At 65.1% G+C, this 13,400-nt stretch carries 11 protein-coding genes; 1 reads left to right on the top strand and 10 read right to left on the bottom strand.

The genetic code is table 11. The annotated features are described in order from the left end of the window. Nucleotide 1: 1 nt before the first annotated feature. From P6281_RS14305 to P6281_RS14260, 10 genes are all read right to left on the bottom strand, one after another. On the bottom strand, nt 2-1,834 hold the full coding sequence (locus tag P6281_RS14305) for a proton-conducting transporter transmembrane domain-containing protein (protein WP_008257430.1): 1,833 nt from the start codon (nt 1,832-1,834) through the stop codon (nt 2-4). A gap of 17 nt (nt 1,835-1,851) precedes the next feature. Then, nucleotides 1,852-2,154 carry an NADH-quinone oxidoreductase subunit NuoK gene (locus P6281_RS14300; protein ID WP_008257429.1) on the bottom strand — a complete coding sequence of 101 codons (303 nt, stop codon included), beginning with the start codon at nt 2,152-2,154 and terminating at the stop codon, nt 1,852-1,854. Then, nucleotides 2,151-2,714 (bottom strand): NADH-quinone oxidoreductase subunit J, encoded by a 564-nt coding sequence (locus P6281_RS14295; RefSeq protein WP_008257421.1) that lies wholly within the window; start codon nt 2,712-2,714, stop codon nt 2,151-2,153. Before P6281_RS14295 ends, P6281_RS14300 begins: the two co-directional genes overlap by 4 nt. A 3-nt stretch (nt 2,715-2,717) precedes the next feature. After that, a complete protein-coding gene (locus tag P6281_RS14290; protein ID WP_008257418.1) occupies nt 2,718-3,656 on the bottom strand; it encodes a complex I subunit 1 family protein in 939 nt (312 codons plus the stop codon). After that, nucleotides 3,649-4,767, bottom strand: coding sequence for a hypothetical protein (locus P6281_RS14285; protein WP_008257417.1), 1,119 nt, complete (start codon nt 4,765-4,767; stop codon nt 3,649-3,651). Before P6281_RS14285 ends, P6281_RS14290 begins: the two co-directional genes overlap by 8 nt. A 161-nt stretch (nt 4,768-4,928) precedes the next feature. Then, nucleotides 4,929-5,273 (bottom strand): NADH-quinone oxidoreductase subunit A, encoded by a 345-nt coding sequence (locus P6281_RS14280; protein WP_008257416.1) that lies wholly within the window; start codon nt 5,271-5,273, stop codon nt 4,929-4,931. A 764-nt stretch (nt 5,274-6,037) separates the two neighbouring features. After that, a complete protein-coding gene (locus P6281_RS14275; protein WP_371265831.1) occupies nt 6,038-6,502 on the bottom strand; it encodes a nitroreductase/quinone reductase family protein in 465 nt (154 codons plus the stop codon). A gap of 38 nt (nt 6,503-6,540) precedes the next feature. After that, a complete protein-coding gene (locus P6281_RS14270) occupies nt 6,541-9,906 on the bottom strand; it encodes an AAA family ATPase (protein ID WP_014942237.1) in 3,366 nt (1,121 codons plus the stop codon). A 128-nt stretch (nt 9,907-10,034) separates the two neighbouring features. Then, complete coding sequence (locus P6281_RS14265) at nt 10,035-10,955, bottom strand: TIGR03619 family F420-dependent LLM class oxidoreductase (RefSeq protein WP_008257414.1); 921 nt, start codon at nt 10,953-10,955, stop codon at nt 10,035-10,037. Further along, a complete protein-coding gene (locus P6281_RS14260) occupies nt 10,952-12,016 on the bottom strand; it encodes an NAD-dependent epimerase/dehydratase family protein (protein WP_008257412.1) in 1,065 nt (354 codons plus the stop codon). The genes P6281_RS14265 and P6281_RS14260 overlap by 4 nt, the downstream gene beginning before the upstream one ends. Nucleotides 12,017-12,865: 849 nt before the next feature. Here P6281_RS14260 and P6281_RS14255 point away from each other — a divergent pair. Then, the gene (locus P6281_RS14255) at nt 12,866-13,273 is read left to right on the top strand and encodes a nuclear transport factor 2 family protein (RefSeq protein WP_225325687.1); all 408 of its coding nucleotides are present in this window, start codon (nt 12,866-12,868) and stop codon (nt 13,271-13,273) included. Nucleotides 13,274-13,400: the final 127 nt, after the last annotated feature.

Genomic DNA, 13,400 nt, shown 5'->3' with positions numbered 1-13,400 from the left:
CTCACCTCGCTACGACCAGGACCACGGCACCGAATGCCAGCACCACCACAGCCGCGAGGTAGTACTGGTGCAGCTGGCCGGTTTGCGGTCGGCGCGCCAATTCACCGAGCCCGCGCATCCAACCCGCGACCGCTTCCACCGCACCGTCGACCGCGCGAATGTCCGTGTGCGCCAAACGGTGCGCTGCCCGTAGCGAGTGGATGGCGGTTGCCTCCACGGCCCGGTCGAGCACCCGGTCGTCGAATCGCGCCAGGATGCGTGCGAGGCCGAATGTGGGCCGGACGACGAGGAGATGCGCGACCTGCTCCAGGCCGAGCCAGCCGCCTGCCCACCGGGGCTCGGGTACCCACCAGTGCGCCACCGCCGCGACGACGATGACCGCTAGCGCCGCCGAGCCCAGCAGCTCGAGCGCCGTCGCGGGTGGGCTCGCGGTGCCGCGCAGCGCCCGGGTAAGAGCCGAGCCGGCCGGCGGCAACGCCAACACTCCCGCCGCTGCGGCGCCGACCGCGAGGACGACGATAGGGGCCTGCTGGAAGGCGTTGGGGCCGAGGGCGTCTCGCGTGATGCCGGGGCTGCTGTCGGCAGCTTTGGTGCGCCACAGCACGGTTAGGACCTTTCCGGCATAGGCCGCCGAGAGAGCCGACGCGGCCAATCCCACGGCGTAGAGGGCGGGGGAGTAGTGCAGGGCTGCGGCCAGCACCGTGTCTTTGGTCGCCCATAGCGACAGCGGCGCAACGCCGGCCAGAGCCAGGGCGCCGACGGTGGCCGACCAGCCCAGGAGCCGCCACCGTCGCGCGACCCCCCAAAGGTCGTCGAGCTGCTTGGTGCCCAGTACCGACAACCAGGCGCCGGCCGCAAGGAACAATCCGGCCTTGGTGAAGGCGTGGGCGATCAGCTGCGCGGCGCCGCCGCCGACGGCGCCCACACCCGCGGCCATCACCACGAATCCGAGCTGCGCTGCGGTCGAGGCCGCCAGCAGCTGTTTGAGATCACGCTGCGCCACCGCGACCGCGCCCAACAGCAGCGCGGTTCCCCCACCTATCCATGCCGCAGCCGGCGCGGCCCACCCGGTGGCCGCGAGAAGCGGCTGCGTCCGCAGCAGCAGGTAGGCGCCCATGGCGACCATCGCGGCCGAGTGCAGTAGCGCGCTGACCGCGCTGGGACCCTCCATGGCCCGGGACAGCCAGAACGAGAACGGCAGCTGCGCGGCCTTGCCGAGCGCCGCGAGCAGCACCCCGAACGCGGTGACGTGCCGCCAGCCGCCGCTCGCGCCGGGCAGGTCGGCCAGCGCAAGCCCCGCGCCACCGGCCAGCGCAGCCGCCGCAGCCAGGTAGAGGCCGAGGTCGGCGGTGCGGGTGGTCAGGAAGGCGGTGAGCCCGGCCGACATTCGGTACTCGTCGCGCCACCTGAACCCGATCAGCGCATACGACGCCGCCCCCATCACCTCCCACGCCAACAGCAGCGCCGGCAACGTCGTTGCCGACGCGGTCACGACGACAGCCGAGGCGAATAACAGCATCAACCCGTGGAACCGGCCCGGCGCTTCCCGGATGTCCCCGGCGGCGAATACCAACACCAGCTGCGTCACCGCCGCCACCATCGGAACTACCACCGCGGCCAGCGCATCTATCCGTAACGCGAATTCCGCGCCGGCCATGAACGCCACGGCCAGTTCCGGGCGGGCGAAGCTCACGACTACCGACAGCACCAGCATGACAGCCGCTGTGGTCACCGAGATCGCCGCAGCGTACCGCTCGAACCGGCGGCCCAGCAGTAACGTCGCGCCGGCCACGGCCGGCGCGAGGATCAAAAACCACAACGAAAGCTGCGCCAATGTGCCCCCTGCCACGGTTAGCCGGACAGCTCGGCGGCCATGTCGGTCATGTCGGCCCGGTGGTCGCGGTGCAGCAGCGTCGCGACGGCGAAGCCCATTGCCATCTCCACGGTCATCGCCGCGATGATCACCAGCAGCAAAACCTGGCCGGTGGGCGCCGGCGCGAGGAACCACCAAAAGCCCGCGGCGGCAAGGATGATCGCGTTGATCATCAACTCGAGACCCATCATCACCATCACCACGACCTGCTGGGAGAGCGCACCGTAGAGTCCGACGCTGAACAACGCGGCCGCCACCAGCAGCACCGTGTCGAGGGTCATCGCCCGACACCTCCCGGCTGCGGGTCGCGGGCGGGACGTTGTTTCAAGTCATCGCCGAACCGGTCGTAACGGCTCCGCTTGGCCGCCAACACAATCGCGGCCACAATGGTGGCCACCATGATTGGGCTGATAACGGCCATCGCGAGCATCTTCGGTCCCATCAACTCCTCCCCGAGCGCCACGGTGACATCGCGTGGTGGTGCGCCGCGCCGCGATGGCCAGTCGACCAGCAGGATCCCGGTCGCCAGCAGAACGAAGGTACCCACGGCGGCGGTGAGGGCCCGGCGCTTGTCGTGCACCATGCTCATCGGCATCAGCGCCGGGTTCATGCCCATGAACATGACCATATAGACGGCCATCACCGCCATCTCCATCACCATCATCAAGATCGTCACCACGCCGATGTAGTTCTGCGCCAGCAGCAGCACCGCGACACCCACGGCGACGAACGACACCGCCAGCGCATACGTGGCGCGCGCCATCGAGGTCACCCGGAAGACCGCCGCACCCGCGAGCACGGCGATCGCCGCGCAGATCCAGAAGACGATATCGACGAGCATGTATCAGCTCCTCCAAGTAGCGATTATGGCCACGACCAGGTCTTGCACGAGGACGGCCGGCAGCAGGACCACCCAGCCGAGCTCCATGAACTTCTCCGGCCGAAAGACAGGAACCCGTCTACGCAGCCATACCAAAACCGTCAGCAGCGCAACGGTTTTGAGGAACACCCACAACCAAGGCGGTAGCAACGGTCCGTCGCCGCCGCCGAGGAACATCGGCACGGCGAACGCGGCACCGGCGACCAGCAGCGCGTACCGCCCGGCGTGGAACACTAGCCGGTCCACACCGGAGAGTTCCGTGGTCACGCCGCCGCCGACGTCGGCGCCAAGCGCCGGCGTGAACGGGCCCCATACCGAAAAGGCTGCTACCCCAAGACAATAGACGACAAACGCGATCGGCATCCACACCGCGAACCACAATTGCTGCTGGGCCGCGGCGACCGCGCCGACACGCAGGCTCTGGGCCGCAATGGCCGGAGCGACCAGCGCGAACATGAGCGGGAGCTCATAGCCCAAGCCGTGGGCCAGGAATCGGTAGCCGCCGATCAGCGAATGCGCCGAATTCGGACCCCAACCGGCGAGCCACACCAGCGCCCACACCATCACGTCCATCGCGTTGAACCACACGACGCCCACATCGAGATCGAACAGCGTCCACCGGCCCAGCGGCACCACGGTCACCATCAACATGGCGGCGACGATCAGACCCGTGGCGCCGACCCGCCACAGCAGCGTGTCCGCCGCGACGATGGTGCGCCGACGCTGCCGCATCAGACGCGCCACCTCCCACAGCGGGGTGGCCGCTCCGCCCGTGCGGACACCGTCGCCGCGGGCGGTCAGCACACCATCGAGGGAGGCGGCATAGAGGCCGAGTGCTCCGAGCAACCCGGCGGCGCCGAGCGCCCAGACGCCTGGCACCGTCGTAACCGTCGGGTCACCCATGAGGGATGCTCTCGTTTGCGCGCGCGGTGTCGATGCCGAGACTGGCGACTACCAGGCGGGCAGTGGCCACGTCCAAGCCGCGCACCACGGCCGGTAGCGCATCGCTTATCTTTGTCGAGTCAAGTTCAAATAGACTGGAACTTAAGGGTTCTCGCAAGAGAGTGCGCGCTTGACCGACTCGGGTGAGTAGCCGGTCGTAGGTATCGCCGGCAAGTGCCGCGGGCAGCTCATGACGGTCGAGACTTTCAGCGGTTAGCGGCGCGAGGTCACGTAACGACCAACGCAGCAATCTGGACTTTCCGAGCATCTTATGCAGGCCGTCGAGCAGCTCCCGCGCTCGATCGACGTCAGAGTCGCCCAACAACAGGTCCCTCGCCCGCCGCGCTATGACCGACGCCCGCCACCACCCCGACAACTCCAGCAGATCGACGACGTGGTCGCACTGTCGGGCAGCCGCCACCAATTCGGTGTGTTCCGGCGGGGCCTTATATCCGCTTTCATGGTCGTTATCGACGATCCATGCCTCGGCCTCGGCGAGGACGTCTCCCTGCAATGAGCACCGCAGCACTAACCCCGCCGGCCAGTGCGGGAGGACCGGGCCGAGACGCAAGTGCAGGACATCCATCTCGAGGCCATCGCGGTCCTCTCCGCCTTCGGCCAGAGCAATGCCGGCGGGTGCCATCTCCATGCCGCCGTGGTCCATGCCGTGGTGGCCACTGTGGTCCATCGCGCTGTGGTCCATGTCGCCGTGCTCCATCGCGCCGTGCTCCATCGCGTCGTGGTCCATGTTGTGGTGGTCCATGTCGCCGTGCTCGATCGCGCCGTGGTCCATGCCGTGGTGGCCACTGTGGTCCATTGCGCCGCGGTCCGTCCCGCCGTGATCCGTGCCGCCATGGGCTGTTCCGCCGTGGTGGCCCCTGTGGTCCGGGCCGGGCGATTGTGCGCGATCACGGGCATCGTCTCGTTGTCGCCCGGAATCGAGCAGCTCCGCGCCTGCGCGGTCCAGCGCTGAATCGATGGACTCCTTGTCAGTAATGTCGATGCGGACACGGGGGCCGGGCAGTTGGTCCCAGATCCTTTCGACGACTTCGCCCAACTCGGACCCGGGCATACCGCACACCGCTAGAACGTCAGCGTCCGCCGGGGACACCGCTGCACACCAGCCCCGAGCAGCGACACGGCGCTCCACAGCTGCGCGCAGAACCCAATTTCCTCGGACCTCGACGATCAGGACGTGGACCCGGCGGGTAGCGGCTCGGGTTAAGGCGACGGTCATACCCATCGCAGTGCGCCCTCCCGCCACGCCCACGCGACCGCGACGAACAACGCGGCCAAAAATAGGAACATCTCGACGATCGCGGTGGTGCCCATCTGTGCGACGACCACGGCCCATGGGTACATGAACAGCATCTCGACGTCGAAAGCGAGAAAGACCAGTGTCGCTGGATACCAGCGCACGTGATACCGGGACAGCGCGTGCTCCTCGGGCCGCCACCCCGACTGGAAGGGAAGCGACGTCAACGCGGCCGGCCGCACTGCCGTGAGCCGATGCAGGCCATACATCCCCGCGACGCCAGCTAGCGAGGCCAGCAGCGTCGAGGCCAGACCGGCATACATGGCTGCACTCCTTTCACCCGCGCAGGGCGCCGAGTCTTGTCCACGTCCGATATGCGGAGCAGACCAGACTATGGTCTACCACGCTTCGACGACCCAACGTGAACCGATTGCTGCCCTTAATTCTCGGCCGCGTCACCGCCGCAGGCGACCTACGCAGCCCGAAAGTTGACCCGTAATGGGTATGCGGCGCCAATCAGCTTGCGCGCCCGCTGATTCGGCTGACTCCCCGACGTCCAGGGTGGGTCCGGTCTGTCCGGGGTGGGCTGCGCGCCGCCCGTCAGCAGAGGTCAGCGCGTGGTGGCTGCCGGTCCGGGCGGTGTTGGTGGCTGCACTCTCATCACGAGGCATTCCGCGACGGCCTTGTCGGCGCCACGGGCGTCGACGGACAGATGTCGATACACGGTCTGCCAGGCACCTCGTCGGCCTGACGCAACCCCGCCTTGGTCAGGTCATCGAGCAACTACCCGCTGGGAGAGATAAGCGCCATGGCCGCAGCCTGATCCCGCTACGCGACTAGACCACCGCTCGCGCAGCCCTTTCGCATCCGCGCCGCATTCATGGCCGTGGCTAGGTTCGTCAATTGGACGCGGTTCGTCCCATGAATTCGATGGCACCCTCGATCCGAGGGTTCGTGTAGCCACGAACATGGTCGGCGCGGTGCTTCCGCATAGGTGTGATCAACGGCGTACGCCGCGTAGTCATGAGCCATCAGTCATGAAACATAACTAGTACGTTCGGGTTACGACGAGACCAACTCATCGAGGTCAGCCGGCGCGGGGTACCAAGCGGATCACCGGCAGTTGGCGGTCCGTCTTCTGTTGATACTGCGCGAAGCGGGGCGAGGCCGCGGTGATCTGTCGCCAAGCGTTTTCGCGCGTCGTGCCGTTGAGCTGCTCGGCGCTTACGGCTATCTCGCGACCGGCGACCTCGATATGAATCTCGTCGGGATGTGCGGCGATGTTGTAGTACCACGCCGGGTTTCTGGCCGCGCCGGCGGCTGAGGCCACGACGAGCCAGCCGTCATTGCCGCTGCGGAAATAGCCGACTGGAGTGCGACGTTGTGCTCCGGTCTTGCGGCCCACTGTCGTCAGGACCAATGCGTCCATGCCGCCCATGAACTTGCCGCTCTTTCGGATTCGGCTCATGGCCCAGTTGTTAAACCACCGCATCGCGCGACTTGCGCGCGGTTGGCGAGAGCCGCGGGTGCCGTTGGGGGTATCGAAGCTCATGTGACCTCCTGAGTGATCCAACCGAGTGCTTTTGCGGTCTATCCCGTTTCGGCGATCAAGGCCTTGGCATCCCGCAGGTCGGCGGTGTCAAACCCCTCCGAATACCAGTCGTAAACGGCTGCCAGAACCTTCACCGGGCGGTGCCGGTTGCCTTGCTTGTACCGGAGTCGGGTGATGCTCATTGCCGCTCGTAGCTCCCAGGACTTGGCCTGCTGACGGTGCGCAATGTCCATGGCCCGCCGAAAACATTCTTCCGCCTCGGCGGCGTTCGCAGCGTCCTGTTCGAGTAGTAGCTGACCTTTCTGCCGATACGCTTCGGCCGCGTAGAGATGCTCGTCGTTGTGCTGGACCCACCCCAGTGCCTCTTCTGCGGCACGCAGGCCATCGTCAACATTTCCGGCTCGTCCGTAGGCCTCGCCCAGCACGGTGTAGAACCACGGTAGGACGGCTTTAGCTCCGGTTGCGTGCCGCGCATCCAGCGCCTCGTGTATGTTCGCGATGCCTTCCATCGCATGTCCCTGCTGTGCCTCAGCCCACCCCCGGGGGAGCAGGCACCAGGTGCGATATGCCTCGAAGCCGTGCTCGATACATAGCGCCAACGCCTCCTCAGCGCGGGCCCGCGCAGCCTGAGGTTCTCGGAGCAACTGATACAGATGGGCGGAAAAGAGAAGTGTCTGCGCCTCGCTGAAGGGATGCGCCAGTCCGCGGGCGCGTGCCAGGGTTTCGTCCATACTGTGCACGGCTTGGTCCGGATACCCTAGAACCCACTTGGTGAGGGCTCGGATCCAACCGCAGCAGACTCCAGAGTCCTGTCCATAGCTGACCAGGCTCGCACGATGCTGCTCAGGATTGTAAATAGCCAGGCCTTCACGGCTGTGGTCTAGCGCTTCTTTCAAGTCGCCCTGCCACCACGCGGTATTGGCCAGCATCCGGTGGCCCGCCGCAAGTACGAGCGGGTCTCGCTGCCGGCGCGCCAGCTCGAGGTAATCCGCGGCCAGTTCCCGTGCCGGTGGCATCTGGCCCTGCGCGATACGCGCATACCAGTACCCCCACAAGGCAGCGAACAGTTCCGGTGTGCTGCCCCCTTGACGGGCCAGCTCACAGGCCCGGGTGTAGACGTGACCCACCGCCTGTTGGCCCTGCGTGGCGCCCAGCGCAGCGCCCAGCATGATCTGCAAGCCGAGCTCCTGTTGCGCGCGTTCCGGCGTCTCGGGCATGGTGCCCAGGACTTCCAAGCCGCGCGTCACATGGGCAACCGCCTCCCGGTTGGCGGAGCGCTGAAGTGCTCGCTGCCCCGCGGCTTGCCAGTAGGGGACGGCCTTGGCGGTCAAGCCGGCTTCGCCGTAGTGGTGGGCGAGCAGTTCCGGCTCCGTTGCGACGGTCTCGCGGAACCGAGATTCGAGTACTTCGGCGATGCGTAGGTGATGGCGCTGACGGGTGCTCTTCAACAGTGACTCGTAGGCCGTGTCCTGGATAAGGGCGTGTTTGAAGCGGTAGGTCGCTTGTGGCGGCAAACCCTGTTGGTAGAGAAACTCGGCGGTTACCAGCTGCTGCAGTCCCTGCTTCAGCGGGCCGTCGTCCCACGAGGCGACTGCTTTCAGCAGCGGATACGTGAATTCGCGCCCCACGGTGGCACACAGCTGCGCCAGACCCCTGACCGCCGACAAGCGGTCCAAGCGTGCCATCAGCGAGTCATGCAGCGTGCTGGGAATCGCCAGCGGCGGGAGCCGGCTCGTCAGCGCGTACCGGTCTTCTTCCTCCCGCAGAAGGCCGGATTCAAGGACCATCTTGGTGAGCTCTTCAACGAACAGCGGCACACCGTCGGTCTTGGCGACCACCTGCCGCACAACCTCCGCCGGCAGTTGCTTGCCCTGCGTAACGTGGCCAACCAACTCGAGCACCTCATCGGGTGGAAGGCGAGAAAGAGTCAGCTCGGTGACACCTGAGCGGGCCGGCCATGGCGGCGTGAAGTCCGGGCGATAGGTGAAAAGAGCCATCACGCGGACGGTGGAAAGCTCCTCGACGAGAAGACCGAGCAGTTCCAGCGTGGTGGGATCAAACCAATGCAGGTCCTCAATGACGAATAAGACTGGTTGCTGAGCTGCTCGCTGCATCACGACATCTATCAGCGCACGCAGCGTCCGTTGCTTCTGCTGTTCGGGGGATATGTCGAGCGACGCGTAGTCATCAGTCAGCGGAATGGAAAGCAGGGAGGCGAACAGCGGCACGGTCTCCGCCAAAGGCCGACCGTTTTGGACCAGAAACCCTTCCAGCTTGCGCAGTTTCTGCTCCGGCGACTCCTGACGTTCGAACCGCAGCACGATGCGCTCGAGTAGGTCGATCACCGGATACAGCGCCGAGTGTTGATGGTACGGCGAACTCTGGCCTGGGATGAGCCACGCGTCGCCTTCGGCGGCAATTTCGGTAAGTGCCCGTACCAGTCGGGACTTGCCGATCCCGGCCTCGCCGCTCAGCAGCACTACTTGCCCTTGCCCGTCGAGTACTTGGGTCCACCGGTCTAGCAGCAGCGCCACTTCGCGTTCGCGCCCGACCAGGGGGGTCAAACCGCCCATGCCGAGCGCTTCCAGGCGCGTGCGGGCGCTGCTCTCCGACAGCACCCGGTACAGCTGGAGCGGTTGTGCGACGCCTTTGAGCGTTGGGGTTCCTAACGATTCACAGGCAAACAGGCCTCCCAGAAGCTGATGGGTTGCGGCGCTGATTACCAGTGTGTTTGGAGCGGCAACGCCTTGCAGGCGGGCGGCAATGTTGGGTGTTTCGCCCAACGCCAGCTCTTCGCGGCGCGCGTCGCCCCCGAGCGCGCCCACCACGACCAGCCCGGTATGGCACCCCAAGCGAACATCGAGTGACAACCCGCGCTTATCGACCAGACCCGTGTTGAGCTGCGCTATGGCCTCCACGATTCCCAAGCCGGCGCGAACGGCTCGGTGCGCGTCGTCCTCATGGGCTCGGGGGAAGCCGAAATAAACAAGCAGGCCATCGCCGAGAAATGCGCCGATATGCCCGTCATAGCGGGCGATGACCTTTTCGCAAGTGTCTTGATAGATCTGCACCACCTCGCTGAAGTCCTCGGGGTCGAGCCGCCCGGCGAGCGGAGTGGAGTCAACGAGGTCACAGAACAGCACCGTCAGGTGCCGACGTTCTGCGAATTGTGCCGAAGTATTTTCTGGCTCAGTGATTTTGGCGGTCGTCCGCGGCGGGCTGGTCCAGGCCAAGCCGAGTCCATCCTCAGTCACGGCGTCAGAATGTGCGTAGAGCAGCTCCTCCTTGAGTGCGTCGAGATCATCATCGCCGAGATCGAACTGGCGCCTGAGCGCGCGGTAGGAGACCCGGCCTCGACTGCGAAGTAAGTCAAACGCCTGATCAACGACCGCGTAAAAATCCATGACAATCCCGCCTTCGGCATAGTCTCCTACGCCCCGAGACATTGCGATCGACAAACCCGTCTCAGGAGTTTCAATCCGAGTGGGGCCGTCCCCGTTTTTTCCGGTGGTGAACCGACTCGTCTCTTCCACTAGGGCACCTTTGGCTTGACTTCCTCGATGACCCACTGCGCGTAGTCGAGGTAAGCATTGACGTCCTTGACCGGCGGGATCGGCACCCCGGTCATCGTTACTCCCAGCTCGGCGAACCAGCCGAGTTGGTCGATGATTTCCTCTGCGCTCATGCCGGGTTGTTGTGTGGGGTCGTCGATGGCAACGTGTCCTTCGCCGACTTGCGAGCTGCCCAGTCCGTACAGCACTTCGAACGGCCGTCCGTCGTACGTTGGCTGAGATTTGATGAAGTCGATCTTCGCGGGAATGTCCGCCGGACTCGTCAGCCACGGGAACCAACCTGATGCGTATCGGGCCGCGCGCTTGAGCATCGGCTCGGCGTCCCCGCCGATCCAGATCGGCAGATGCGGCTTCTGAACCGGCTTTGGCTCGAACGCAACGTCTTTGAAGGATACGTACTTGCCCTCGAACCCGGGCGAATCGCTCGTCCACAGTTCAACGATGGCGGCAAGGTATTCGTCGGCCATGCGTCCGCGCTCGTGGAATGGCACGCCGAGAATCTTGAATTCCTCTGCGTCCCAACCGACGCCGAACGTGACTGTGATGCGCCCGCCGCTCATCCAGTCTGCCGTCGACAACGCCTTGGCCATGATGACTGGGTGTTGCAGCGGCAGCAGCGTCACGCACGAGTTGACCCGGATGCGTTGTGTGGCGCCGGCAATGCACGCCTGCGCGACCGTCGAGTGAAAGTAGTGGGGTCCTGACAGCTCCACGTGTGCGTTCGGGACGATGAAGTGTTCCGGGATCGGGATCATGTCGTAGCCGAGGTCCTCGGCACGTTTGGCCATGACGATCTGATCCGGACCGGTCACGTCGAGCTCGAAGGGCTGCGTGAGTGCTTTGACGCGGACGGTGTTTGGCATTGCAAAGGAAAATTTCATGGGGCACCGTGCCTTTCGATAACCGACACGGCATGGGGAGTACCCAGCCGGCCGGCCTTCTTGACCGGGATATGCCCGGCCTCGACCATCCAGCGGATGGTGTCTCCGAGGGTCTCTTCCCCCGGTCGGAAGCACAAACCCGACTTCGCCACAAAGCGGCTCGAGTCCGCGGGTGGCCACAGGGTGTTGATCGCCATTGATTCGGCTGAGATCTGCGTCTCAAACGGCACCAGCTTCTTGGCGCGATCCGCGGTGGTGCCTATCGCGCGTATTAGCCGCGGCGAGACGCGTGGACTGAAGATGCGCCGCCCAAGCAGCGCTTCGAGGCGCTCGCGTAGCTGGTCCCACGCATAAAAGTGGCCGCCGATGATGTAGCGCGCGTCCTCGAAGGCACGGCTGGGTGGATGCGCTAACAGCCATTGGTGTGCCTGCGCCAGGTCGCGCACATCGACACACTGGAAACCCGTTGTACTTCGCGGCAGCATCTGCCCGACGAAGGTTGCCAGCGCGCGGTTGGCTGCACTGAGCTTGGGATCATCGGGCCCGACGACGGCGACCGGATACGTGATCTGCACCGGCAAGCCGCGCTGCTGCAGCTCGCGGACATACTCTTCGCTATCGCGCTTGGATCGCGAATACGCCTCGGACACATCGGCCAGCGGCGTTGATTCGTCGACGCGGGCGGCTCCGGGATGAAACAACGCGGCGACGCTGGAGACATACAGCATCTTGCCGATGCCGAGCGCGTGTGCGGCGCCGAGCACCGCCCTCGTCGCGCCGACGTTGGTGTCGTAGGTTTCCCGGCCCTTACGCGGGTCCAGCGACACGGATGCCGCGGCGTGAAACACGGCATCGCAGCCGGCCATCGCGTGCTGCACGGCTGCCTGATCGGTGATGTCGACGGTGACGAAGCGCTCGATGTGCTGACCGCGAGACTCGAACCAGCGCCGCGCCCTTGGTTCGTCGCGTACCAGCAAGCGCATCTCGTGGCCCGCATCGAGCAGCGCCAGTACGGTGTGAGCGCCAACTAAACCGGTCGCGCCTGTGGCGAAGACCCTCATTCGCCACCGACCCGCACCTCCACCACGGTGAACAGCTATTTGAGCCATTCCGCCCCCAACGTCACCCACTGCCTGGTGCAACATGCCAGCACCCAACCACTCTCGGCTGCGCAATTCCTCATCCAAATGGGTGAGGTCAGTTGCGCGTTGACACGAGCAGACTCGAACCGGCGAATCGAGGACGTGCGATGGGCGCGTCGATGAGTTCCCGCGCCTAGAGGCGATCCATTTCACGGGCCATGCAGGAGTACTCAAGGAATGCGTAGTGTCTCGGGCAGTCGTGACGCACTGGGCGGGCATCTCGCCGCGAGCTCGCAACCATGCGGCGAATGGACGTCAAGAGAACCGAGGCTGTCCCGGTCCAGCGGCGTACCGTCGGCTTCGCCCGCACAACCACCGCCGTGCCGAACATGACCTCCTGCTCGGTAATCAAGACTGGCGTACGAGATGCGCCCTCAACGGTGGGCTCACGATGCCGTGCACCGGTATCGGTGTCTGGTGTTGCGGTCATTTCCACGCCCCTCACGGCCGAGATTGATTGCTGATGAGGTGCCGCCCCTCGATCTCGACTGGGCGGTCTTGTCGTAGCTGTGATATCGGCGGCGCGCATGTGATTCCTCCGTTCGTGTCATCGTGGGAACAGTTCGACACTTGTGCTGGCTCACGTTCCGTTACTGGGAATAGTGGATCGCGCTGGACCAATCGACATGAGTGGTGCACTACTCACATTTCGCAGCATGACGGCGTGGTACCACGCATACGCGATCTCGCGCCGGGGTCTTGTCCGCTCGCCCGAGACGACGAGAATCAAGTGTGGCTTCGTGCCGGGAAATGGAGTGGGAGACGGCGATGGCTGACAGCCAGATGCGGGCACTCGTGGACCGCCACATGAGTGCCGAAGGTCAAGGAGATATCGACGGCGCGGTAGCGGTGTACACCGACGACATCGAGCATGATGTAGTCGGATTCCCCAATGGCCCCACTCGCGGTAAGGACGGGGCCCGCGGCTTTTATGCCTACCTCACCGCCAACTTCCGCAGCGAAAGCTGGAACATTTTGCACCGGTACGTGGCCGGCGACGCGATGATCCTCGAAATGCTCATGACGGGCACCGTGATCGGATCGTTGCTCGGGCTTCCGGGCAACGGGCGGCGCATCAGTTTTCGGATGTTGCATGTCTTCGAGTTCCGCGACGGGCTGATTAGCCGCGAGAATGTATGGCTGGACACGGCCGCGGTGGTTAGTCAGTTGGATTGACGCGCTGTCGCCATGGCGTTGCCCGGGCGCGAGAACTAGATGGTCCCGGCACGCTGCGCGTCGAACGAGCAGCCGGAGGCACGACTCAGTGACGACAGGCAGTTCCGCGTGCCCGACAGCTAAAGAT

Origin of the sequence: Mycobacterium sp. 5-140-3-2 (genome assembly GCF_035666375.1) — a bacterium.
Taxonomy (GTDB): domain Bacteria; phylum Actinomycetota; class Actinomycetes; order Mycobacteriales; family Mycobacteriaceae; genus Mycobacterium; species Mycobacterium intracellulare.
The sequence above is the reverse complement of the archived record's forward strand: the minus strand, read 5'-3'. Positions and strand labels throughout refer to the sequence as shown.

Excerpts from the sequence above, each read along its gene's own strand:
- P6281_RS14300 (WP_008257429.1), bottom strand. The coding sequence starts at position 2,154 with ATGACCCTCGACACGGTGCTGCTGGTGGCGGCCGCGTTGTTCAGCGTC.
- P6281_RS14295 (WP_008257421.1), bottom strand. The coding sequence starts at position 2,714 with ATGCTCGTCGATATCGTCTTCTGGATCTGCGCGGCGATCGCCGTGCTC.
- P6281_RS14290 (WP_008257418.1), bottom strand. The coding sequence starts at position 3,656 with ATGGGTGACCCGACGGTTACGACGGTGCCAGGCGTCTGGGCGCTCGGC.
- P6281_RS14285 (WP_008257417.1), bottom strand. The coding sequence starts at position 4,767 with ATGCCCGGGTCCGAGTTGGGCGAAGTCGTCGAAAGGATCTGGGACCAA.
- P6281_RS14280 (WP_008257416.1), bottom strand. The coding sequence starts at position 5,273 with ATGTATGCCGGTCTGGCCTCGACGCTGCTGGCCTCGCTAGCTGGCGTC.
- P6281_RS14275 (WP_371265831.1), bottom strand. The coding sequence starts at position 6,502 with ATGAGCTTCGATACCCCCAACGGCACCCGCGGCTCTCGCCAACCGCGC.
- P6281_RS14270 (WP_014942237.1), bottom strand. The coding sequence starts at position 9,906 with ATGGATTTTTACGCGGTCGTTGATCAGGCGTTTGACTTACTTCGCAGT.
- P6281_RS14265 (WP_008257414.1), bottom strand. The coding sequence starts at position 10,955 with ATGAAATTTTCCTTTGCAATGCCAAACACCGTCCGCGTCAAAGCACTC.
- P6281_RS14260 (WP_008257412.1), bottom strand. The coding sequence starts at position 12,016 with ATGAGGGTCTTCGCCACAGGCGCGACCGGTTTAGTTGGCGCTCACACC.
- P6281_RS14255 (WP_225325687.1), top strand. The coding sequence starts at position 12,866 with ATGGCTGACAGCCAGATGCGGGCACTCGTGGACCGCCACATGAGTGCC.